This window comes from Microbacterium sp. NPDC089696, assembly GCF_044749125.1.
In the GTDB taxonomy this organism is placed as follows: Bacteria; Actinomycetota; Actinomycetes; order Actinomycetales; family Microbacteriaceae; genus Microbacterium.
This window is the reverse complement of the sequence record NZ_JBIVHF010000001.1, coordinates 1,378,640-1,400,577: the sequence shown is the minus strand read 5'-3', so window position 1 is coordinate 1,400,577 and position 21,938 is coordinate 1,378,640. Positions and strand designations below refer to the sequence as shown.

Sequence of the window (21,938 nt, the reverse complement as noted above, 5' to 3'; positions counted from 1 at the left end):
GTGCGTCAGACGCGGGCGGGTGCGGGCGCCGAGGCGAAGAGGTTCAGTCCGAGCGAACGGGACAGGTGGGCGATCGCGAGCTGCGCGCGCACGGAGTTGCCGGCGTCGTCCAGTCGCGGGGAGAAGCCGGCGACCGCGCCCTTGCCCGGAGACACGGCGACAATGCCGCCGGAGACGCCCGACTTGGCCGGAAGGCCGATCTCGAAGAGCCACTCCCCCGAGCGTTCGTACAGGCCCGTGGAGGCGGCGACGGCGAGGGTGTCGCGGCACACGTCGGCGGAGACGACGCGACGGCCGGAGACGGGGTTGACACCGCCGTCCGCCAGAGTCGCGCCCATCACGGCCAGATCGTGGGCGTCGACGAGTACGGCGCACTGACGCGTGTACACGTCGACGACCTCGTCCGGGTCGCCCTCCAGACGCCCGTAGCTGCGCAACAGCCTCGCGATGGCGCGATTGCGATCGTTCGTCTCGGCCTCCGAGGCGTAGACGGCCCCGTCCAGACGCAACGGACGACCGGCGAACTCCGACAGCCCCTCGCGCAGGCGCTCCCATTGCTCGACCGCGGTCGCGCCGGGTATCAGCGCTGTCGTCGCGATCGCGCCCGCGTTCACCATCGGGTTCCCGGGGTGTCCGCCGTTGAGCTCGAGAGCCATCACCGAGTTGAACGCGAGCCCGGTGTTGTTGACGCCGACGATCTCGCGCACGCGCTCGTGCCCGTGCGCCTCGATCGCGAGGGCGTACACGAAGAGCTTGGAGATCGACTGGATCGAGAACGAGTGCGCCGCGTCGCCTGCGTCGTGCACTCCCCCGTCCACCTCGATCAGCGCGAGCCCGAAGAGCTCGGGGTCGACCTCGGCGAGCACCGGGATGTAGTCGGCGACGGTACCGGCCCTCTCGTCGGCATAGCGCCGGTGCGCCTCGCGGACGAGGTCGTCGACGCGATCCCATCCGGGGAGTGCGCCCGTCGAGACGCTCTGGGGGACGTCCTGCACCGCCGTGGGATCCACGCATCCTCCTCCGGATCGACGACGCCCCAGCCGTCACCGCTCACCGTAGCGCCACGACGGCCCCCTGCCTAGAGGTCGGGGACCGGAAGGCAGGGGGCCGTCGTGGCGCTGTGCGCTCAGTACCAGTTCATGGCCTGCGAGTGACCCCAGGCGCTGCAGGGCGAGCCGTACACCGAGTCGATGTAGCCCAGGCCCCAGGCGATCTGGGTCGCCGCGTTGGTCTGCCAGTCGCTGCCGGCCGAGGCCATCTTGCTGCCGGGGAGCGCCTGCGGGATGCCGGTCGCGCCACCGGACCTGTTGTAGGCCTGGTAGTTCCAGCCGGACTCCTTGGTCCACAGCGAGTTCAGGCACGAGAACTGGTCGTCCCCCCATCCGTACTGGCTGGACATCATCTGTCGGGCGGTGGCCTTCGCCCCGTCGACGGTGTTGGCCTGTGCGAGAGCGGCGGCAGCGGCCGCGGCCTGCTCCTCCGCGACCTTGCGCTGCTGCGCCGCAGTGTATGCGGCCTGCAGCGCTGCCGTCTCGGCGACGACCTCGTCGGTGCCGGTGACCGTGTAGGCGGTCAGACTGGTGACCTCGCGCACGGACAGGTGGTCGCGCTCGCCGAGCTGATCGATCCAGGCGGTGAGGTCGCTCGTGTCGACCGCGGCCGGGGCGCCGGCGAGGTCGAGCCCGGAGGCGGCGACCTCGGTCGTGAGCGCGGTGGCCGTCGACATGGCGTCCTCGGCGAGGGAGATGGTGATCGCGGAGTCGTCGACGCTCTTGCCGGTCGGCTGCGGCGCCCCCGTCACGAAGGACGTGACGTCGGCGACGGCATCGGGGAGCTCGGCGCCCGCGGCCGGAGCCGAGACGAGGCCGACGGTGAGGGCGGCGCCGATGACGCCGGTGGCGACGGTGCCGAAGATCCACTTCGGGCGTCGCGAGGTGACCGCTGCACGCGCATCGGCCACGTCGGAGGCGCGCCGGAGCGCACGGGTGTTCTGCAACATGGGTAATCGACTTTCGGGTCGTCGTGCGCCCGTCACGGGACCCTCATCGGGAGGCGGCCCCAGGCGCAAGGTAACGATTCTGCAACATCGGACCTGGGTGCTTCATGAGAGAGGGCCCCGCCCCGTCGATCTCGACGGTGCGGGGCCCTCTCGTGCCGGAGATGCCGGCTCAGGCGTTGGCGTCCTGGCGCTTCATGCGCGCGGTCTCACGGGCGCGGGTGTTCGCGTCCAGGTTGACCTTGCGGATGCGGACGCTCTCGGGCGTGACCTCGACGCATTCGTCGTCGCGTGCGAACTCCAGGCTCTCCTCGAGGGTGAGCACACGCGGAGGCGTCATCGACTCGAAGGAGTCCGAGCTCGCCGCACGCATGTTGGTGAGCTTCTTCTCCTTGGTGATGTTCACGTCCATGTCGTCGGCGCGCGAGTTCTCGCCGATGACCATGCCCTCGTAGACCTCGGCGGTCGGCTGCACGAAGAACGACATGCGCTCCTGCAGGGCGATCATGGCGAACGGTGTGACGACGCCCTGACGGTCGGCGACGATCGAGCCGTTCTGGCGCGTCGTGATCGATCCGGCCCACGGCTCGTACCCGTGCGAGATCGCGTTCGCGATGCCCGTCCCGCGGGTCGTCGTGAGGAACTCGCTGCGGAAGCCGATGAGGCCGCGCGACGGGACGACGAACTCCATGCGCACCCAGCCGGTGCCGTGGTTCGTCATGTTGTCCATGCGGCCCTTGCGGCCGGCGAGGAGCTGCGTGATCGCGCCGAGGTGCTCCTCCGGCGTGTCGATCGTGAGGTGCTCGAACGGCTCGTAGGTCTTGCCGTCGATCTTCTTCGTGACCACCTGCGGCTTGCCGACGGTGAGCTCGAAGCCCTCGCGGCGCATGTTCTCGACGAGGATCGCGAGGGCGAGCTCGCCACGCCCCTGCACCTCCCACGCGTCGGGGCGGCCGATGTCGACGACCTTGAGCGACACGTTGCCGATGAGCTCCTTGTCGAGACGGTCCTTGACCATGCGCGCCGTGAGCTTGTGCCCCTTGACCTTGCCCATGAGCGGCGAGGTGTTGGTGCCGATCGTCATCGAGATCGCGGGGTCGTCGACCGTGATCGCGGGCAGCGGGCGGACGTCCTCGGGGTCGGCGATCGTCTCGCCGATCGTGATGTTCTCGAAGCCGGCGATCGCGACGATGTCGCCGGGGCCTGCGGACTCGGCAGGGTAGCGCTCGAGCGCGCGGGTCTTCAGGAGCTCGGTGATTCGGGCGTTGCTCGTCGTGCCGTCGGAGCGCACCCAGGCGACCGTCTGGCCCTTCTTGAGCGTGCCGTTGAAGACGCGGAGCAGCGCGAGGCGACCGAGGAAGGGGCTGGAGTCGAGGTTCGTGACCCAGGCCTGCAGCGGGGCCTCGTCGTCGTAGGACGGGGCGGGTACGTGCTCGAGGATCGCACCGAAGAGCGGCTCGAGGTCGTCGTTGTCGGGCAGCGACCCGTCGGCGGGACGGTTCAGCGAGGCGGCGCCGGCGCGGCCGGACGCGTAGACCACCGGCACGTCGAGCAGGGCGTCGACGTCGAGGTCGGGAACGTCGTCCACGAGGTCCGAGGCGAGACCCAGGAGCAGATCGTGTGCCTCCTCCTCGACCTCGGCGATGCGCGCGTCGGGACGGTCGGTCTTGTTGACCAGGAGGATGACGGGGAGCTTGGCCTCGAGCGCCTTGCGCAGGACGAAGCGCGTCTGCGGCAGCGGACCCTCGCTCGCGTCCACGAGCAGCACGACGCCGTCGACCATGGACAGGCCGCGCTCGACCTCGCCGCCGAAGTCGGCGTGACCAGGGGTGTCGATCACGTTGATCGTGATCTCCTCGCCGTTCGCGTGAGCGCCCTTGTAGGTGATCGCGGTGTTCTTCGCGAGGATCGTGATGCCCTTCTCACGTTCCAGGTCGTTGGAGTCCATCGCGCGCTCGTCGACGTGGGCGTGCTCGCCGAAGGAGCCCGTCTGACGCAGCATGGCGTCGACGAGCGTGGTCTTGCCGTGGTCGACGTGGGCGACGATTGCGACGTTGCGGAGGTCAGAGCGAAGGGCGTGCGCCATGCAAGTGTCCTAAAAGAGTGTGGGTTTTCGCCGGGAAGCCGACATTCCAGGTTACCGTACGCGCGCAGCTGGTTCCTGAGCGCGAGAAGTACGATCGGGAGAGTGACGGCCGCAGACCTCTCCCCCACCCCCTCGCGCTCCCGCCTGTGGTGGGAGATCGCGATCGTGCTGGCCCTCGGACTCGGCCAGTCGGCGGTGTACGCGATCGTCCAGCTCGCCTATCGCCTGACCGACTCGACGCCGCTCGCCGACCAGACCGCGACGCTCAACCCCTCGCGCAGCGATCGCGAGGTGTTCGACCTGATCTATCAGATCCTGTCGATCGGATTCTCGATCGTCCCGGTCCTGCTCGTGTGCTTCCTGCTCTGGCAGTCCCGCCGTCCGCACCTCGAACGGCTGGGGCTCGACGGCCGGAGGGTCGGATCGGATGCCGTGCGCGGCGTCCTGCTCGTGCTCGCGATCGGCATCCCCGGGCTCGGTCTGTACATCGCCGGCCGCGCACTGGGGCTGTTCGTCGCGGTGAACCCGGCCGGGCTCGACGCGCACTGGTGGACCGTGCCCGTGCTGCTGCTCGCCGCCGCCCGGGCCTCCATCCAGGAGGAGTTCGTGGTCCTCGGCTATCTCTTCGTCCGGCTCCGCCAGCTCGGGTGGGGGCCCTGGCCGATCATCGTCGCCACCTCGATCCTGCGCGCCAGCTATCACCTGTACCAGGGGCCCGGTGCGTTCGTCGGCAATCTCGCGATGGGGCTGCTGTTCGGCTGGCTGTTCCAGCGCACCGGACGGCTGATGCCGTTCCTGGTCGCGCACTTCCTGATCGACGCGACGGTGTTCGTCGGCTACCCCTGGGCCGCGGCGACGTGGCCGCAGCTGTTCGGCCTGCCCGGCTGAGCACCCGCTGGAGACTGAGTCTCGCGGTACCGTGCGGAACGGGAACGAGCCTGACGACACGCACGCGTGCGATCGGTCGCTGCGCGGAGGCCGGGCTACTGTGAGCAGTTCCATCGAAGACGATGAATCGGAGGGATTCACCATGAAGATCAGATCCAGGAGCAAGGTCGGGGCTGCTCTGGTGCTCGCGGCCGGGCTCAGCCTGGCGAGTGTCGCACCCGCGTCCGCGGCGGTCTACAGCGGATACAGCTCAGCCGCACAATGCAATGCGGATCGCACCGAGCATGTGCGTGGTGGCGGCAAGGCCTCGCCCTGCATCTACGGGACGTGGGGCTGGCAGTTCCAGACGTACAACTGATCGACAGTGGGGAGGCCGGCGTCGACGTCGGCCTCCCCACCAGTCGCGAAGTCGGCGGTCAGCCGACCGCGGTGATCGCCACGGACACCGCGGCCCAGACCACGAGGGCCGCGAGAGTGAGCAGCGCCCGACCGTCCCAGGACCGCCGGATCGGAGCATCCGCCCCGGGCGTCGACGTCCCGGCGCTCCACCGATCGCGGATGTCGGTGACCTGTCGGAGGCCCGCGGAGACCTTCGTCTCCTCGCCGTCGCGCATGCGGCTCCGCACCGGTCGCGCATGCGCCGCTCCGCCGTAGCAGGTGACCGTCGAGTCGTCGTCGAGGGAGAACACGAGCTGCCAGCGCAGGTCGATGTCGCGGACGCGATCCCAGCCGAACGACGTGCGGCGCAGCATGTTCTGCACGATCGCACCGCTGTCGTCCATGCGGATGTGGGAGACGAAGCTGAGCTCGTAGACCGCCCAGAGCGCGAGGAGCACCCACGGCGCCAGAAGCAGCGTCTGAGGTACGCCGACGCGGATCACGGCATCCCCGAGCAGGAACACGGCCAGCAGGCCGCAGAGGATCAGTGCGACCGGCCCGGAGGGCGAGCGGAACGTCCGCACGCCCTCCGGGGACGAGGAGCTCGTCACGACCCCTGGCCGCCCAGCGGGATGGAGACCCCGGGGATGGCCTTGAGAAGGCGGTCCGTGTACTCCTGCTGCGGGTTCGCGAAGATCTCGTCGACCGTGCCCTGCTCCACGAGCCTGCCGCGCTCCATGACGCAGACGAAGTCGCTCGACACGCGCACGACTGCGAGGTCGTGCGTGATGAACAGGTACGTGAGATCGAGCTCGGACTGCAGCTCGGCGAGCAGCTTCAGGATCTGATCCTGCACCAGCACGTCGAGAGCGGAGACCGCCTCGTCGAGCACGACGATGTCCGGCTTCAGCGCGAGCGCGCGGGCGATCGCCACACGCTGGCGCTGACCGCCCGAGAGCTCGTTCGGGTACCGCGTGACGAGCTCGCGCGGCAGCGACACCTGGTCGAGCAGCTCGAGCACGCGTTCGCGGCGCGAGGCCTGATCGCCGATCCGATGGATGTTGAGCGGCTCGGCGATCGTGCTGCCGATGTTGCGCAACGGGTCCATGGATCCGTACGGATCCTGGAACACCGGCTGCATCCGTCGACGCAGGCCGAACGCCTGGGCGTTCGACAGATGCGACACGTCCTGGCCGTCGATCTCGATGAGACCGGAGGTCGGCTCCTCGAGCTTCAGCACCATCTTCGCGACCGTCGACTTGCCCGAACCGGACTCGCCGACCAGCGCGAGCGTCTTGCCGCGCGGGATCGTGAACGACACGTCGTCCACCGCCCGGAACGGCTCGCTGCGGAAGTTGCCCTGACGGATGCGGTAGTCCTTCGTGAGTCCCTCCACCCGCACCGACGGCGTCCCCGTGAGGTCGTCCGTCGTGGCGACGCCGCGATCCTCGACGACCGCCTGGATGCGCTGCGACGCGATGCTCGGGGCGGCCCCGACCAGTCGCTTCGTGTACGGGTGCTGCGGGTCCTCGAGGATCGCCCGGCTCGGACCCGCCTCGACGATCTCACCGTTGTTCATCACGATGATCTTCTCGGCGCGCTCGGCCGCGAGGCCGAGGTCATGCGTGATGAGCAGTACGGCGGTGCCGCGGTCACGCGTCAGAGTCGCCATGTGATCGAGGATCACCCGCTGCACGGTCACGTCGAGCGCGCTGGTCGGCTCGTCGGCGATGAGCAGCTTCGGATCCGCGGCGAGGCCGATGCCGATGAGCGCTCGCTGACGCATACCGCCCGAGAACTGATGGGGGAACTGGTGCAGGCGCTTGTCGGCGTCCGCGAGTCCCGCCTGCTGCAGGACCTCGACGGCGCGCGCCTTCGTGTCGGCACGGCCGGTGGCGATGCCGTTCGCACGGACCGCCTCCTTGACCTGGAACCCGATCGACCAGACCGGGTTGAGGCTCGCCATCGGGTCCTGCGGCACGAAGCCGATGTCCTTGCCGCGGACGTCCTCGATCTCGTGACGATTGAGCTTGGTGAGCTCCCGTCGCTCGAGGGTGATGCTGCCGTCCGTGATCGTCCCCGTCCCGGGAAGGAGGTTGATGATCGCCGCCGCCGTCGTGGACTTGCCGGAACCCGACTCCCCCACGATCGCGACGGTCTGGCCGGCGTACACGTCGAAGCTGACGCCGTGCAGGACCTCGCGCATTCCCTCCTGTCCGCGGAAGGCGACCCGGAGGTCGCGCACGGACAGGATCGGCTCCGCGTTCTGGTGCGTGCGCTCGCTCATCGCTGTGCCCTCGCCTTCGGGTCGAGAGCGTCTCGGATGAGCTCGCCCAGCATGATGAAGGCGAGCACGGTGACCGTGAGCGCGATCGAGGGATAGATGAGCGACATCGGCGCGACCCGCAGCGACTGCTGCGCCTCGCTGATGTCCTTGCCCCAGGACATGATGTCCCCGCCGAGACCGACACCGAGGAAGGTGAGGGTCGCCTCGGCGACGATCGCGCCGGCCAGCGCCAGCGTCGCGAGCACGAGAAGCGGGGCGATCGCGTTCGGGATCACGTGCGAGAGCAGGGTGCGGAACCGCGACAGGCCGAGGGCCCGGGACGCGGTGACGAACTCCGCCTGCCGTACGCGGAGGATCTCGGCGCGCACGACTCGAGCGGTCGACGCCCAGGCGAAACCACCGATCGCGAGCGACAGGGTCAGCACGTTGCGGAAGTCCGAGTACACGGTCATGACGACCACGGCCGCCAGGACGTAGGGGATCGAGAAGAAGATGTCGCCGATGCGGGAGAGCACCGCGTCGATCCAGCCGCCGTAGTAGCCGGCCAACGCTCCCATGATCAGTCCGATCCCCGATCCGATGAGGGTCGACAGGAGGCCGACGCTCAGCGATGTGCGGGAACCCCAGACGATGCGGGCGTAGATATCGCATCCCTGGAAGGTGAAGCCGAGCGGGTGCCCGGCCGTCGGGCCCTCATTCGAGTTCGCGAGCTCGCACTGGTTGTTCGGCGGAGTCTGCGTGAACAGGGTCGGCCACACGGCCATGAGCAGGACGACGCCGATGATCACGAGCGAGATCCAGAACATCGGCCGACGGCGGAGGTCGTGCCATCCGTCGCGCCAGAGGCTCGCGGGCTTGCCGGAGACCCTGACCGCGTCGGTCTTGGCTGGCGTCTTCGTCACCGGGGCGACGAAGTGGTCGGGAATTTCAACTGACATAGCGAATCCTCGGGTCGAGCAGTCCGTAGAGAAGGTCCACGAACAGGTTGACGAGAACGTAGATGATCACGAACACCGTCACGAACGACACGATCGTCGGTCCTTCGTGCTGCAGTGTCGCGTGGAACAGGGTGTTACCCACGCCCGGGATGTTGAAGATGAACTCGGTCACGGTCGCGCCGACCAGCAGCACTCCGAAGTTGGTCGCCGAGTTCGTGATCACGGGGATGAGCGAGTTGCGCAGGACGTGCACCGGGATGACGCGGCCGCGTGGGAGCCCCTTGCTGTACGCCGTGCGCACCCAGTCCTGGTTGAGCGTGTCGAGGACCGAGCCCCGCATGAGCCTCATGCTCGTCGCGAACAGGCTCAGGCCCAGGACGATCGCCGGGAGCCACAGGTCGCCCCAGTCGTTCTGCCCGCCGACCGTGGCTCGGAACCAGCCGAGTTTGATCGCGAGGAAGTACTGCGCGAGGAACGCGACGACGAAGATCGGCATCGACAGGAAGATCAGCGAGACGACGAGCGCGCCGTTGTCGAACAGCTTGCCCTTGCGCAGCGCCGAGAACGTGCCCACGACGATCGCGAGCAGGAACTCGATGCCGATCGCCATGATGGCGAGGCGCCCCGTGATCGGGAGCGTGCGGGCGAGGACCTCGTTCACGGACTGGCCGGAGAACGTCGTCCCCATGTCGCCCTGGAACACACCGAGGATGTAGTAGTAGTACTGCACCAGGAACGGCTCGTCCAGGTGGTACTGAGCACGGATCGCCTCGAGGAGCGCCGGTGCCGGGGGCTTGTCGCCGAAGAGAGCCGCGATGGGGTCTCCGGGCATGAGGAAGACGAGTGCGAAGATCAGCAGCGTCGACCCGAAGAACACGGGGACCAGCTGCAGCAGTCGTCGGATGATGTACGAGAACATCCCTCTCCTTTCATGGAGGTGACGTTCCCATGGGACACAGCTACGAGGCGGCGACGTGGTTCGTCGCCGCCTCGCAGCTCAGTCGCCCATGGGGTGACTAGTTCGTCTTGGTGATCTCGTAGTAGAGCGGGACCGAGTTCCAGCCGAACACGACGTTGTCGACGTTCTCGCTGTAGCCACCGGACACGTTCTGGTACCAGAGCGGGACGGCCGGGAGGTCCTCGAGCAGGATCTCCTGAGCCTTCTGGTAGTCGCCGATCGCGTCAGCGGCATCGCTCGCCGATGCGCCCTTCGCGAGCAGGTCGTCGAACTCCGGGTTCGAGTAGTCGCCGTCGTTGGACGAGGCGCCCGTCGAGTACAGCGGGAACAGGAAGTTGTACAGACCCGGGTAGTCGGCCTGCCATCCGGAGCGGTTGGCCGTCTGGATCGTGCGGGTGCCGTTGGCGTCGCGCTCGTTGACCGTGGCACGCAGGGTGGCGAAGTCGACGAACGGAGCGCCCGACGCCTCGATGCCGAGCGTGTTCTTGATCGAGTTCGAGACCGCGTCGACCCATGCCTGGTGGGCGGAGTCCGAGTTGTAGGCGATCTGGAAGGTGCCCGACCACGGCGAGATCTTGTCGGCCTCGGCCCACAGCTTCTTCGCCTCGTCGGGGTTGTACTTCAGGACGTCGGCTCCCTCGAGGGAGTCGCTCCAGCCGTCGATCACCGGCGACGTGAAGTCGCTGGCGGGAGTGCGCGTGCCGTTGAAGATCTTGTCCGTGATCTCGTCACGGTTGATCGCCATCGACAGGGCGGCACGACGGAGCTTGCCCTCTTCGCCCGCGAAGTGGGCGACCTGCTCGCCGATCGTGAAGGACTGGAAGATCGCGGCGGGCTGGTTGACCGCGCGGTCGCCGAGCTCGTCCTCGTAGGTGGCGATCGAGGTGTCCGGGATCGCGTCGATCACGTCGAGCTCACCCGAGAGGAGGTCGGCGTAGGCCGCGTCCAGCGAGGTGTAGAACGTGATGGTGAGACCGCCGTTGGCGACCTCGCGGCTGCCCTGGTAGTCGTCGTTCTTGACCAGCGAGATGCTGACGTCGTGCTGCCATGCGCCGTCGCCGTCGAGCTTGTACGGGCCGTTGCCGATCGGGTTCTCACCGAACGCGGCCATGTCGTCGAAGGCGGCGTCGGGCAGCGGGTAGTAAGCCGAGTAGCCCAGGCGGGTCGCGAAGTCGGCGGCGACCGGGGTGGAGAGCTCGATCGTGAAGGTGAGGTCGTCGACCTTCTTCAGACCGGTGAGCTCGGCGTCGGCCTCGTCGCTGTAGCCGACGATGTCGCTGAACCAGGACTGGTTGAGCTGCTTGTTCGACAGGAGCGCGCCGTAGTTCCACGCCTTGATGAAGTTGTCGGCCAGCACATCGGTGCCGTCCGTGAACTTCTGGTCCTTCTTGAGCGTGACCGTCAGCTGGGTCGGGCTGTCGACGGCGATGTCCTCAGCCATGTCGTTGACGATCGCGCCGTCGCCGTCGTAGTAGGCGAGACCGGCGAAGATCGAGTCGAGGATCTTTCCGCCGCCCACCTCGTTGGTGTTGGTCGGGATCAGCGGGTTCTCCGGCTCGGAGCCGTTGGCGGTGATGACCGCGGTGGCGTCTCCGGTGGGCTTGTCGGAATCGGTGTTCCCCGAGCCTCCTGCGCAGCCCGCGAGCGCCAGGGCGCCGATCGCGAACAGCGCGACGCCCGCGAGGGCGATCTTGTTGCGCTTCACTTTTGTCCTCCTGTGGACTCAAACAACAGTCTGCGCACTCGCAGTGAGTGCGCAGGGATACCTGAGCCTAACCCCGGCTCGCGCGACAGCCGCACTCGGCTAATCAACCGTTACTGAGTGGTGATCATCTGTAACGCCCCCGAAACGTGGCGCGAGGAGCGAGCATGGTTGCCCGCACTCCGCGCTCCGGATAGATTGACCGGACCAACCGGAGGGAAGTCGAAGATGACGTTCAAGAAGAAGATCGCCAGTGTGGCCGCGGGGGCGGCCCTGGTCGCCGGACTCGTCGCGGGAGTGCCGCTCGCGGCGCAGGCCGCGTCGTGGATGGGGCCCTACGTCGACGGCAGCCACTGCCAGGCCGACCGTCGCCTCTTCATGCAGGAGGGCTACAGCGTGGGATCGTGCACGACGAGGAGCGGGCAGCCCGGCTTCTGGTTCTCGTACTCCTGAGCACGGGAACGGAGGAGGGTCGGATGCCGTACGGCATCCGACCCTCCTCGTGTTCTGACGCCGATCAGGCGAACGCCTCCACCGGCGGGCAGGCGCACACGAGGTTGCGGTCGCCGTAGGCCTGGTCGATGCGACGCACCGGCGGCCAGTACTTGCCCGCGACGAGCGCGTGCACGGGGTACGCGGCCTCCTCGCGCGTGTACGCGTGGGTCCACTCCCCCGCGATGAGCGACACCGCGGTGTGCGGGGCGTGCACGAGCGGGTTGTCCGCGGCGGGCCAGCGCCCCGCGGCGACGGCATCCGCCTCGGCCTTGATCATCACCATGGCCTCGATGAAGCGCTCGATCTCGCCGAGGTCCTCCGACTCGGTCGGCTCGACCATGAGCGTGCCGGCGACCGGGAACGACATGGTCGGCGCGTGGAAGCCGTAGTCGATCAGGCGCTTCGCGACATCGTCGACCGTGATCCCCGTGGCCTCCTTGAGCGGACGCAGGTCGAGGATGCACTCGTGCGCGACCCGACCGTTCTCCCCCGCGTAGAGCACCGGGTAGTGCTCGCCCAAACGCGACGCGATGTAGTTCGCCGAGAGCACGGCCGCGGCGGTCGCCCGACGCAGACCGTCGGCGCCCATCATGCGGACGTAGGCCCACGAGATCGGCAGGATGCCGGCGGAGCCGTAGGGCGCCGCCGAGATCGGACCTCCGTCGAAGACGAAGCCCCCCGCGTGCTCGGCGCGCTGCGCGAGCGGGTGCGACGGCAGGAACGGCGCGAGGTGCGCCTTCGCCGCGACGGGCCCCACGCCCGGTCCGCCGCCGCCGTGCGGGATCGCGAAGGTCTTGTGCAGGTTGAGGTGCGACACGTCGCCGCCGAGGTCGCCGAACCGCGCGTAGCCGAGCAGCGCGTTGAGGTTCGCCCCGTCGACGTACACCTGACCGCCGGCCTCGTGGACCGCGGTCGTGATCTCGACCACGTCCTGCTCGTACACGCCGTGCGTGGAGGGGTACGTGATCATGAGCGCCGACAGCGTCTCGGCGTGCACGTCGATCTTGGCGCGCAGGTCGGTCAGGTCGACGTTGCCGAGCTCGTCGCACGCCACGACCACGACCTTCATGCCGGCCAGGACCGCGGACGCGGCGTTCGTGCCGTGCGCGGACGACGGGATCAGGCACACCGTGCGCTGCTCGTCGCCGTTCGCCAGGTGATAGCCCCGGATCGCCAGGAGGCCGGCGAGCTCGCCCTGCGAGCCCGCGTTCGGCTGCAGCGACACCGCGTCGTACCCGGTGACCTCGGCGAGCCACGCCTCGAGCTGGTCGATCAGCTCGAGGTAGCCCTCGACGTCGGAGGCCGGAGCGAACGGGTGGATGCCGGCGAACTCGGGCCAGGTGATGGCCGCCATCTCGGTGGCCGCGTTGAGCTTCATGGTGCACGACCCCAGCGGGATCATGCCGCGGTCGAGCGCGTAGTCGCGGTCGGCGAGCGACTTCAGGTAGCGCATCATCGCGGTCTCGCTGCGGTGCGCGTGGAAGACCGGGTGCGTGAGGTACTCGTCCTCGCGGTGGAGTGCACCGGGGAGCGCCGTCCGGCCGCCGACGAAGGCGAACGCCCGCTGCTCCGGCCCGCCGAACACCTGGGCGACCTCGTGGAGATCGGCGATCGTGGTCGTCTCGTCGACGGAGACGCCGAGCGTGTCGGCATCCGCGGCACGGAGCAGGATGCCGCGTTCATGCGCCGCGGCGACGAGCTCGGCGGCCCGACCGGGAACCCGCACCTGCACGGTGTCGAAGAACGACTCGTGCACGACCTCCGCACCGGCCTCGACGAGCCAGTCGCGCAGCAGAGCCGCCTTCGCAGCCGCCTCGCTCGCGATCGCCTTGAGCCCGTCCGGACCGTGGTAGACCGCGTACATCGCCGCCATGACGGCGAGGAGCACCTGCGCGGTGCAGATGTTCGACGTGGCCTTCTCGCGGCGGATGTGCTGCTCGCGCGTCTGCAGCGACAGTCGGTAGGCCGGGCGTCCGTCCGCGTCGACCGAGACGCCGACCAGTCGGCCGGGGAGCTGGCGCTCGAGCCCGGCACGGACGGCCATGTAGCCCGCGTGCGGACCGCCGAAGCCCATCGGCACTCCGAAGCGCTGGGTCGTGCCGACCGCGACGTCCGCGCCGAGGCTGCCCGGCGAGGAGATGAGCGTGAGCGCGAGGAGGTCGGCCGCGACGACGGCCAGTCCGCCCGCGAGGTGCACGGCGTCGATCACGGCACTCGGATCCCACACCCGTCCCGAGGCACCCGGGTACTGCACGAAGACGCCGAACAGTTCCTCCGGCAGCGTCTCCCCTCCGGCGAGGTCGACGGTCACGAGATCGATGCCGACGGCCTCCGCGCGGGCGGCGAGGAGGGCTCGCGTCTGCGGGAACGCATCGGCGTCGACCGCGAACACGGTCGAGGCCGTCTTCGACGCACGGCGAGCGAGCAGCATCCCCTCGACCACGGCCGTGGACTCGTCGAGCATCGAGGCGTTGGCCGTCGAGAGCCCGGTGAGATCCGACACCATGGTCTGGAAGTTGATGAGCGCCTCCAGGCGCCCCTGCGAGATCTCCGGCTGGTACGGCGTGTACGCCGTGTACCAGGACGGGTTCTCCAGCACGTTCCGCTGGATCACGCTCGGGGTGATCGTGCCGTAGTACCCGAGGCCGATCATCGGCCGGTTCACCGTGTTGCGCGCCGCGAGCGCCCGCAGGTCCGCCAGGGCCTCGGTCTCGCTCGCCGCGGCCGGGATGACGCTCTCGGTGCGCGCTGGTGTGAAGATCGACGAGGGGACGGCCTCGCGCATGAGCGCGTCGACCGGGCTCATGTCCGCGCTGTCGGCGCCGAGGCCCAGCGCCTCGAGCATCCGGCGCTGCGCGGATTCGGTGGTTCCGATGTGACGATCGGCGAAAGAGACCACTGGTCGATCAGCCCTCCGTGTGCGCGACGTAGGCGTCGCGGTCAAGCAGTCCGTCGAGAGCGCCCTCGGCGACCTCGACCTTGATGAGCCATGCGTCCTCGAACGGCGAGGAGTTCAGCAGTGCGGGGTCGTCGACGACGGCCTGGTTGATCTCCGTGATCGTGCCGGAGACGGGCGCGTAGAGCTCGGAGACCGACTTGGTCGACTCCGCCTCGCCGAACACGTCGCCGCGCGCGAACTCGGCGCCCACCGCGGGGAGCTCGACGAACACGATGTCCCCGAGCGCGTCAGCCGCGAAGTCGGTGATGCCGACAGTCGCGACGGAGCCGTCGAGGGCGACCCACTCGTGCTCTTCGCTGTACTTGAGGGTGTTGAGGTCGGTCATTTGGTCCTCCGATAGAAAGGCAGGGCGGTCACGGTCGCGGGGATCTTCGTCCCCCGCACGTCAAGGAATACTGCGGTTCCCTCCTCAGCGGAAGAAGGGGTCACGTAGGCCATCGCGATCGGGTGGCCGAGGGTCGGGCTCAGTGCGCCGCTCGTGATCTCGCCGAGCACCGTGTCGTCTGCGGCGACGACGGTGTACCCGGCGCGTCCGGCACGACGTCCTTCGGCGACGAGTCCCACCAGCACGGGCGCACCGGGCGCGGGGTCGAGCGCGTCCTTGCCGACGAAGCTCTCCTTGGCCGTCACGACGACTCGGCCGAGACCCGCCTGCGCAGGTGCCGTGTTGAGGCCCAGCTCGTGCCCGTACAGCGGCATCCCGGCCTCGAGGCGCAGCGTGTCACGCGCGGCGAGCCCCGCCGGCACGAGGCCTCGGTCCTGACCGGCGGCGAGCACAGCGTCCCACAGCTCCGCGGCGTGCTCGGCCGGGACGAGCAGCTCGAAGCCGTCCTCGCCCGTGTATCCGGTGCGGGCCAGCAGCAGCGGTGCACCGGCGAACGACGCGGAGGCCCAGGCGTAGTACCTCTGCTCGGACCAGGGGATGCTCACGTCGGAGATCCCCGGCGTCGCGGCGAGGATCGCCTCGGCGTTCGGCCCCTGCACGGCGATCAGCGCGTAGTCGTCGGAGACGTCCGCCACCTCGACGTCGAACCCGGCCGTGCGGGTGGAGAGTGCCTCGCGCACGGCATCCCGGTTGCCGGCGTTGGAGATGATCAGGTAGTCGTCCTCCGCCAGGCGGTAGACGATCACGTCGTCGACGATGCCGCCGGCTTCCGCGAGCAGCAGCGAGTACTTGGCCTTGCCGACCGCGAGCGCCGACAGGCGTCCCGCCAGCGCGTGATCGAGATACGCGTCGGCCTCGGCACCCCGCACCGTGAACTCTGCCATGTGCGAGATGTCGAAGATGCCCGCCGCCTGACGCACCGCGTGGTGCTCGGCGAGGTCGGACGTGTAGCGAACAGGCATCTGCCATCCGCCGAAGTCGGTGAAGGACGCGCCGAGCGCCTCGTGGCGGTCTCGCAGCGGTGTGTAGCGGGGGTCGGACATGGAGTTCTCCCGGGCTGGGTCGGGCGGAGCGGCAACGATGCCGTTCCTCGGAACTCCCCCTCTGTCATGGGCCTGAGAGCTTCGCCCCCGGAGGGGCTTTCACCGTCGGCGGACGTGGGACTCTGCGCTCCACGTCTCTTTTCAGAGTGGCCGGGACCGCGCGGTACGCGTACCTGAGAGATTGGCGGGGAGGCTTGCTCCTTCGGTGCCCGGCTGCGTTCGCCGGGGCTCTCCCGCGTGGTCCATTCGGCCGATGTTCGGTTGTGCTCTCAGTGTAGCGGCTGCGCTCCGCGTCACAGCCCCGCGAGCTCGGCGCGCACCTCGTCGCGCAGGCGTCCCAGGTTCTCGGGCTCCGGCGCCGCCCCCAGCAGCGTCTTCGTGTACTCGTGCTGCGGATTCAGGATCACGTCGTCGGCCGGACCACGCTCGACCACGTCGCCCTTGTACAGCACCATGATCTCGTCGGAGAAGTGCCGGGCGGTCGCGAGGTCGTGCGTGATGTACAGCACACCGAGGTCGTCCTCGCGCTGCAGGTCGGCCAGCAGATTCAGCACGCCGAGCCTGATCGACACGTCGAGCATCGACACGGGCTCGTCCGCCACGATGAACCGCGCACCGGGAGCCAACGCGCGGGCGATCGCGACGCGCTGGCGCTGCCCGCCCGAGAGCTCGTGCGGGCGCCGCTCGGCGAAGCTCTCGGCGGGCGTGAGCCGCACGCGCTCGAGCAGCTCCAGCGCCCGCTCGCGCACCTGCGCGGTCGACAGCTTCGGGTGGTGCAGACGGATCGGCCGCTCGAGGTGGTGGAAGATCGTGTGGAAGGGGTTCAGCGAGGCGAACGGATCCTGGAACACCATCTGCACCTGCGAGCGGTACGCCTCCACGGCACGGCCGCTCATGCCGCTCTCCTGACCGTCGAGCAGGATCTGCCCGCTCGTCGGGGTCTCGAGCTTCATCAGCATCCGGGCGATCGTCGACTTGCCCGACCCGGACTCGCCCACGAGCGCGATCGTCTTGCCCGCCTCGATGGTGAAGGAGACGTCTTTCACGGCGTGCAGCGTCGAGGTCTTGAAGCCCGACCGCAGGTGGAAGTCCTTGACGAGGTTCCTCGCCTCGAGGGTGGGGGCGCTCATCGGATCTCCTCCTGGCTCACGCGGCTGCCGGTGCGGACGAAGTCGCCGCGCTCGCCCGTGAGACTCGGGAAGCTCGACAGCAGGCGCTTGGTGTACTCGTGCTGCGGGGTGCGGTAGATCTCCTCCGCCGTGCCCTGCTCGACGATCTCGCCCTGCAGCATCACCGCGATGCGATCGCTGATCTCGATGAGCATCGGGAGGTCGTGCGTGATGAAGATCACCGCGAAACCGAGGCGCTCGCGCAACCGCATGATCTCGCGGATGATGCCGCGCTGCACGACGACGTCGAGCGCGGTGGTGGGCTCGTCCATGACCATCACCTGCGGGTCCAGGGCGAGGGCCATCGCGATCATCATGCGCTGCCGCATGCCGCCCGACAGCTCGTGGGGGAAGCTCGTGAGACGCGAGGGGTCGACGCCGACGAGCGTGAGCAGCTCCTCAGCCCTGGCCTGCTTGTCCTTCTTGGACATGCCAGGACGGTGCGTGTCGAAGATGTCGAAGATCTGCGCCTTGACGTCGATCACCGGGTTGAGGGAGTTCATCGCCCCCTGGAACACCATCGAGATCTTGTCCCAGCGGAACGCGCGGAGCCCGTCGCCGTCGAGCGCGACCACGTCGATGTCGGTGCCGCTGCGGTCGTGGAACACGATCTCGCCGCCGGTCATCAGCGCCGGCGCCTTGAGCAGCCGGTTCATGCCGTACGCGAGGGTCGTCTTGCCGCAGCCCGACTCCCCCGCGAGCCCGAGGATCTCGCCGCGGTTCAAGGTCAGCGACACGTTGCGCACCGCCTTGACCGGCGGTTCGACCTCGTACTCGATGGACACGTTGCGAGCCGTCAGCACGGCCTCCGGAGCGCTCACGCGGCGACCCCCTTCGTCTTGGCGGCCTTGCGCACACGGCGCGCGGCGTCGGGCGCGTTGCGCAGCTTCGGGTTGATGACCTCGTCGATCGCGAAGTTGATGAGGGCGAGACCGGCGCCGAGGACGGCGATCATGACGCCCGGCGGCACGAACCACCACCACGCGCCGCGTCCGAGCGCCTGCCCGGACTGCGCGTCGTTGAGGATGCTGCCCCACGTGATCGAGGAGTTGGGGCCCAGCCCCAGGTACGACAGGCCGGCCTCGCCGAGGATCGCGAAGATGATCGCGAACAGGAACTGGGCCGTGAGCAGCGGCAGCAGGTTCGGCATGATCTCGACGAGGATCACGCGGAACGACCGCTCCCCCGCCACCTTCGACGCGTACACGTAGTCACGGGTCCGGAGCGAGCGCGTCTGCAGGCGCAGGACGTACGCGGCGCCGGCCCACGAGGTGATGCCGAGCACGAACGCCACGAGCTGCCAGCTGCGCTGCGGGACGAACGAGGCGATCACCATGACGAGCGGCAGGCCCGGGATCACGATCATGACGTTGGTGAGCAGCGCCAGCGCGTCCTCGCGCCACCCGCCGAGGTACCCGGCGAGGACGCCGAACACGAGCGAGAGGACGATCGCGATGCCACCAGCGACGAGGCCGACGAGCAGCGACCCCTGCGCGCCGATGGCGAGCTGCGCGAGCATGTCGTTGCCGAGCTTGGTCGTGCCGAGCCAGTGCTCGGCCGAGGGCGGCTGGAGGGCGGCGTTGTCGGTGCTGCGCGGGTTCTGCGTGAACATCGGCGCGATGATCGCGAACAGCACGATCGACAGCACGAGAATCAGGCCGACGATGAACTTCGGAGAACGGCTCGGCATCAGGCCGCGGCCCTTCTTGGGCTTCTGCGTCGCGAGCGTGACGGTCGTGGCCGGCTCGTCGGTCGGCTGCTCCTTGACGATCTGCATCGGGGTGAGCTTGGTGTCAGACATTCTGGCGCGCCCTCGGGTCGATGAATCCGTAGATCAGGTCCATGAAGAAGTTGGCGGCGAGCACCGTGATGGTGATGACGAGGAACAGACCCTGCATGAGCGCGTAGTCGTTGTTCGTCACCGCCTGGAACATGAGCTTGCCGATGCCCGGGTAGGTGAACACCTGCTCCATGACGATGGAGCCGGCGACCACGAAGCCGAGCGTGATCGAGAAGCCGGCGATCGACGGGATCGCGGCGTTCCTGGCCGCGTACGTCGTCATGATGCGGCGGGGACGCAGGCCCTTGGCCTCGGCCGTCAGCACGTAGTCCTCGGACATCGTCTGGACCATCATGTTGCGCATGCCGAACAGCCATCCGCCGACCGAGCTGATGACGATCGTGAAGGCCGGCAGGATCGCGTGCGACACGGCGTTGGAGAAGAACGCCCAGGTCGGCTCAGGGCCGTCCGGGAAGTCGAAGACGTCGTAGCCGCCGAAGATCGGGAACCATCCCAGGCCGACCGCGAAGACCGCGACGAGGATCAGCGCCATCCAGAAGTACGGGATCGACTGCAGCACGGTCGTGGCCGGGATGATGTGGTCGACCCAGGTGCCGCGCTTCCACCCGGCCCAGGCGCCGAGGACGACGCCGAGGATGAAGGAGATCACGGTCGCGGTGCCGACGAGGATGAGCGTCCAGGGAAGTGCCTGGCCGATCAGCTCGCTCACCGGGGTCGGGAACTTGGTGACGGAGACGCCCAGGTCGCCCTGGAACATCCGCCCCCAGTAGGAGAGGTACTGCTCCCAGAGGGAGGAGTCGTCTCCGCCGAGCAGCAGCTTGATGTTGCGGATGGTGGTCTCGGAGACCTCACCGCCCGCGCGCTGCATCTTGGCGATCATGATGTCGGCGGGATTGCCCGGCATCATGCGGGGAAGCAGGAAGTTGATCGAGATAGCGGCCCACAGCGTGAACGCGTAGAACCCTATCCTTCGTGCATAGAACTTCATGACGGTCTTCTTCGACTCCCTGCTTCCCCGGTGATGATGAGATTACTTGGCGGGCTGGAGGTGCGTCAGGATGTAGCCTGCCGCGATCGCTCCCCAGGACGGCGGGAACGCGTACATGTCGTCCTCGGTCGGCCAGCCGGTGTAGTCCTTCGTGTTGTAGAAGGTCTGGGTCGCGTTGATCACGAGCGGGATGTAGGGCAGGTCACGGACGATCTCCGTCTGGATCGTGCCGTACAGCTCCTTCTTGGTGGCCTCGTCGTTCGTGCTGATCGCAGCCTGCACCGCGGTGTCGACGACGGGGTTGTTGTAGCGGCTGAAGTTCCAGCGTCCCGTGGGGACCTCCGCGCCGACCGGACCGGTCGAGCCGACGGCCGTGCCGCCGAACCAGTCGCGGTAGATCTGGAACGGGTCGGCGACCGAGGTGCCGATCATGCCGCCCACGATGAGCTGGTAGTCACCGCTCTGGCGCGAGTCGGAGAACTCCTGCCACTGCACGGTCGAGGCGTTGATCTTGATGCCGGCGGCCTCCGCCTGCTCGGCGATCAGCTTCGCGGCGTCGTTGTAGTCCGTCCAGCCGTCGACCGAGGTGAGGGTGAGCTCGACCTTCTGCCCGCCCTTCTCGTAGATGCCGTCCGAGCCCTTGGTGTAGCCGGCGGCCTCGAGGATCGAACCTGCCTCGTCGGCGTTCGCCTCCTGGGGGCTGACCTCGTTGGCGGGGTCGGCGACCCACTTCTCGTCGCGCGGGAGCAGGGCGTACGTGGGCGAGATGTCGCCGGTGAGGCCGACGAACGCCTTGTCCTTGATCGTGCCGCGGTCGATCGCGGCGTTGAGCGCCTGGCGCACGGCGACGTCGGTCTGCGGACCGGTGCAGCCGAGCTCGGCGTTCGAGCAGGTGTAGAGCACGGTCGGGTCCTGGGGCGTGTTGACCCAGGAGATGGCGCCGTTGGCCGTGACGTCGTCCGGGTTCGGGATGAACATGCCGGTCCAGTCGAGCTTGCCTGCGGCGAGCAGGTCCTGCGCGGTCTGGTTGTTGTCGACGGCGATGTACTGGACCTTCTTGACGCCGAGCTCGTCCGCGTCGCGGAAGTTCTCGTTCGCGACGAGGGTGTACGACTCGCTGGTGGTCTTGTCGACGACGTAGGCGCCGGAGCCGACCGGATCCTCGTTCGCGAAGTTCGCGTAGTCGTCGACGTCCTTCCAGATGTGCTCCGGGAGGACGTAGGTCGAGCCGAGGCGCTGGAACTCGGTCGTGTACTGGGCGGTCGAGTAGGTGAGGACGACCGTCGTGTCGTCGGTCGCCTCGGCGGAGACCAGGCCGTTGCCCTCGGGGTTGTTGGCCTCGTAGTTGAACGAGAACGCGACGTCGGCGGCGGTCAGCGGCTCGCCGTCGCTCCACTTGAGGTCGGGCTTGATGGTGACGGTGATCACCGTGCCGTCCTCGTTGTACTCGTAGGAGTCGCCGATCAGCCCCTCGGGCTCGGAGTCGGAGGTCTTGTTGAAGAAGAACAGGGGCTCGTAGATCGGGCCCAGCGCGCCGTGGAGAACGGTGGGGGCGAACGGGTTGTAGTTCGCGGTGATGGGGGTCTGGCTACCGGCCCAGACACGGAGAGCGCGGTCGCCGTCGGCGCCGCCTCCCTCGCTGCCGCCGGCGCCACAGGCCGTGAGGCCCAGGGCGAGGACGGAAGCCCCCGCCACAGCGGTGAGCGCGATCTTGCGCTTTCCGTTACGGATCATTCTGTCAATTCCTCTCGGTGCTGCACTGCAGGAGGGATTCTCCGGGATGGAGACGGATCCCCGGGCGGGGGTCTCGGGCAAGCCCCCGTGGGGGTTTGTTAGGACAGTAACCTAACAAACCCGATTCGCGC

The 21,938-nt window shown here is 68.4% G+C and carries 19 protein-coding genes and 1 riboswitch; of the genes, 3 read left to right on the top strand and 16 right to left on the bottom strand.

Annotated elements, in window-relative coordinates; genetic code table 11:
- Positions 1-5: 5 nt before the first annotated feature.
- The 3 genes from glsA to typA all read right to left on the bottom strand — a co-directional run bounded on the left by glsA (position 6) and on the right by typA (position 4,082).
- The gene (glsA, locus tag ACIPY8_RS06880; RefSeq protein WP_400816381.1) at positions 6-1,010 is read right to left on the bottom strand and encodes a glutaminase A; all 1,005 of its coding nucleotides are present in this window, start codon (positions 1,008-1,010) and stop codon (positions 6-8) included.
- A 116-nt stretch (positions 1,011-1,126) separates the two neighbouring features.
- Positions 1,127-1,999 carry a phospholipase gene (locus ACIPY8_RS06875; RefSeq protein ID WP_400816379.1) on the bottom strand — a complete coding sequence of 291 codons (873 nt, stop codon included), beginning with the start codon at positions 1,997-1,999 and terminating at the stop codon, positions 1,127-1,129.
- A 169-nt stretch (positions 2,000-2,168) separates the two neighbouring features.
- Positions 2,169-4,082: a translational GTPase TypA gene (typA, locus tag ACIPY8_RS06870; protein ID WP_400816377.1), complete on the bottom strand. Its 1,914-nt coding sequence runs from the start codon at positions 4,080-4,082 to the stop codon at positions 2,169-2,171.
- Positions 4,083-4,184: 102 nt separating this feature from the next.
- Between typA and ACIPY8_RS06865 the strand changes: the two genes are divergently transcribed.
- Entirely contained in the window at positions 4,185-4,970 is a 786-nt protein-coding gene (locus ACIPY8_RS06865) for a CPBP family intramembrane glutamic endopeptidase (RefSeq protein ID WP_400816375.1), read from the top strand.
- A gap of 142 nt (positions 4,971-5,112) precedes the next feature.
- Complete coding sequence (locus tag ACIPY8_RS06860) at positions 5,113-5,328, top strand: hypothetical protein (RefSeq protein WP_400816374.1); 216 nt, start codon at positions 5,113-5,115, stop codon at positions 5,326-5,328.
- A gap of 58 nt (positions 5,329-5,386) precedes the next feature.
- Here ACIPY8_RS06860 and ACIPY8_RS06855 read toward each other — a convergent pair whose 3' ends face one another.
- The 5 genes from ACIPY8_RS06855 to ACIPY8_RS06835 all read right to left on the bottom strand — a co-directional run bounded on the left by ACIPY8_RS06855 (position 5,387) and on the right by ACIPY8_RS06835 (position 11,236).
- On the bottom strand, positions 5,387-5,959 hold the full coding sequence (locus ACIPY8_RS06855) for a PH domain-containing protein (protein ID WP_400816372.1): 573 nt from the start codon (positions 5,957-5,959) through the stop codon (positions 5,387-5,389).
- A complete protein-coding gene (locus ACIPY8_RS06850) occupies positions 5,956-7,635 on the bottom strand; it encodes a dipeptide ABC transporter ATP-binding protein (RefSeq protein ID WP_400816370.1) in 1,680 nt (559 codons plus the stop codon). The genes ACIPY8_RS06855 and ACIPY8_RS06850 overlap by 4 nt, the downstream gene beginning before the upstream one ends.
- Positions 7,632-8,573, bottom strand: a complete 942-nt coding sequence (locus ACIPY8_RS06845) for an ABC transporter permease (RefSeq protein ID WP_400816368.1) — start codon at positions 8,571-8,573, stop codon at positions 7,632-7,634. Before ACIPY8_RS06845 ends, ACIPY8_RS06850 begins: the two co-directional genes overlap by 4 nt.
- Entirely contained in the window at positions 8,563-9,492 is a 930-nt protein-coding gene (locus ACIPY8_RS06840; protein ID WP_400816366.1) for an ABC transporter permease, read from the bottom strand. The genes ACIPY8_RS06845 and ACIPY8_RS06840 overlap by 11 nt, the downstream gene beginning before the upstream one ends.
- Before the next feature lie 97 nt (positions 9,493-9,589).
- Positions 9,590-11,236: an ABC transporter substrate-binding protein gene (locus ACIPY8_RS06835; protein WP_400816364.1), complete on the bottom strand. Its 1,647-nt coding sequence runs from the start codon at positions 11,234-11,236 to the stop codon at positions 9,590-9,592.
- Positions 11,237-11,461: 225 nt separating this feature from the next.
- Here ACIPY8_RS06835 and ACIPY8_RS06830 point away from each other — a divergent pair, with 225 nt between their 5' ends.
- Complete coding sequence (locus ACIPY8_RS06830; protein WP_400816362.1) at positions 11,462-11,686, top strand: hypothetical protein; 225 nt, start codon at positions 11,462-11,464, stop codon at positions 11,684-11,686.
- A gap of 64 nt (positions 11,687-11,750) precedes the next feature.
- On the opposite strand, the gene gcvP is transcribed toward ACIPY8_RS06830, so the two are convergent.
- The 8 genes from gcvP to ACIPY8_RS06790 all read right to left on the bottom strand — a co-directional run bounded on the left by gcvP (position 11,751) and on the right by ACIPY8_RS06790 (position 21,807).
- Positions 11,751-14,573 (bottom strand): aminomethyl-transferring glycine dehydrogenase, encoded by a 2,823-nt coding sequence (gcvP, locus tag ACIPY8_RS06825; protein ID WP_400817667.1) that lies wholly within the window; start codon positions 14,571-14,573, stop codon positions 11,751-11,753.
- Positions 14,574-14,634: 61 nt separating this feature from the next.
- Positions 14,635-15,012 carry a glycine cleavage system protein GcvH gene (gene gcvH, locus ACIPY8_RS06820; protein ID WP_400816360.1) on the bottom strand — a complete coding sequence of 126 codons (378 nt, stop codon included), beginning with the start codon at positions 15,010-15,012 and terminating at the stop codon, positions 14,635-14,637.
- A complete protein-coding gene (gene gcvT / locus ACIPY8_RS06815) occupies positions 15,009-16,115 on the bottom strand; it encodes a glycine cleavage system aminomethyltransferase GcvT (protein WP_400816358.1) in 1,107 nt (368 codons plus the stop codon). Before gcvT ends, gcvH begins: the two co-directional genes overlap by 4 nt.
- Positions 16,116-16,266: 151 nt before the next feature.
- Positions 16,267-16,361, bottom strand: a riboswitch (glycine riboswitch).
- Between the two features lie 47 nt (positions 16,362-16,408).
- Positions 16,409-17,245 (bottom strand): ABC transporter ATP-binding protein, encoded by an 837-nt coding sequence (locus tag ACIPY8_RS06810; RefSeq protein ID WP_400816356.1) that lies wholly within the window; start codon positions 17,243-17,245, stop codon positions 16,409-16,411.
- On the bottom strand, positions 17,242-18,105 hold the full coding sequence (locus ACIPY8_RS06805) for an ABC transporter ATP-binding protein (RefSeq protein WP_400816354.1): 864 nt from the start codon (positions 18,103-18,105) through the stop codon (positions 17,242-17,244). Before ACIPY8_RS06805 ends, ACIPY8_RS06810 begins: the two co-directional genes overlap by 4 nt.
- Entirely contained in the window at positions 18,102-19,085 is a 984-nt protein-coding gene (locus ACIPY8_RS06800) for an ABC transporter permease (protein ID WP_400816352.1), read from the bottom strand. The genes ACIPY8_RS06805 and ACIPY8_RS06800 overlap by 4 nt, the downstream gene beginning before the upstream one ends.
- Positions 19,078-20,073 (bottom strand): ABC transporter permease, encoded by a 996-nt coding sequence (locus ACIPY8_RS06795; RefSeq protein WP_400816351.1) that lies wholly within the window; start codon positions 20,071-20,073, stop codon positions 19,078-19,080. The genes ACIPY8_RS06800 and ACIPY8_RS06795 overlap by 8 nt, the downstream gene beginning before the upstream one ends.
- 42 nt (positions 20,074-20,115) lie before the next feature.
- On the bottom strand, positions 20,116-21,807 hold the full coding sequence (locus tag ACIPY8_RS06790; RefSeq protein ID WP_400816349.1) for an ABC transporter substrate-binding protein: 1,692 nt from the start codon (positions 21,805-21,807) through the stop codon (positions 20,116-20,118).
- Positions 21,808-21,938: the final 131 nt, after the last annotated feature.

Excerpts from the sequence above, each read along its gene's own strand:
- typA (WP_400816377.1), bottom strand. The coding sequence starts at position 4,082 with ATGGCGCACGCCCTTCGCTCTGACCTCCGCAACGTCGCAATCGTCGCC.
- ACIPY8_RS06810 (WP_400816356.1), bottom strand. The coding sequence starts at position 17,245 with ATGAGCGCCCCCACCCTCGAGGCGAGGAACCTCGTCAAGGACTTCCAC.
- ACIPY8_RS06790 (WP_400816349.1), bottom strand. The coding sequence starts at position 21,807 with ATGATCCGTAACGGAAAGCGCAAGATCGCGCTCACCGCTGTGGCGGGG.
- ACIPY8_RS06800 (WP_400816352.1), bottom strand. The coding sequence starts at position 19,085 with ATGTCTGACACCAAGCTCACCCCGATGCAGATCGTCAAGGAGCAGCCG.
- gcvP (WP_400817667.1), bottom strand. The coding sequence starts at position 14,573 with ATGCTCGAGGCGCTGGGCCTCGGCGCCGACAGCGCGGACATGAGCCCG.
- ACIPY8_RS06830 (WP_400816362.1), top strand. The coding sequence starts at position 11,462 with ATGACGTTCAAGAAGAAGATCGCCAGTGTGGCCGCGGGGGCGGCCCTG.
- ACIPY8_RS06850 (WP_400816370.1), bottom strand. The coding sequence starts at position 7,635 with ATGAGCGAGCGCACGCACCAGAACGCGGAGCCGATCCTGTCCGTGCGC.
- ACIPY8_RS06860 (WP_400816374.1), top strand. The coding sequence starts at position 5,113 with ATGAAGATCAGATCCAGGAGCAAGGTCGGGGCTGCTCTGGTGCTCGCG.
- ACIPY8_RS06845 (WP_400816368.1), bottom strand. The coding sequence starts at position 8,573 with ATGTCAGTTGAAATTCCCGACCACTTCGTCGCCCCGGTGACGAAGACG.
- gcvH (WP_400816360.1), bottom strand. The coding sequence starts at position 15,012 with ATGACCGACCTCAACACCCTCAAGTACAGCGAAGAGCACGAGTGGGTC.
- gcvT (WP_400816358.1), bottom strand. The coding sequence starts at position 16,115 with ATGTCCGACCCCCGCTACACACCGCTGCGAGACCGCCACGAGGCGCTC.
- ACIPY8_RS06795 (WP_400816351.1), bottom strand. The coding sequence starts at position 20,073 with ATGAAGTTCTATGCACGAAGGATAGGGTTCTACGCGTTCACGCTGTGG.
- ACIPY8_RS06875 (WP_400816379.1), bottom strand. The coding sequence starts at position 1,999 with ATGTTGCAGAACACCCGTGCGCTCCGGCGCGCCTCCGACGTGGCCGAT.
- ACIPY8_RS06840 (WP_400816366.1), bottom strand. The coding sequence starts at position 9,492 with ATGTTCTCGTACATCATCCGACGACTGCTGCAGCTGGTCCCCGTGTTC.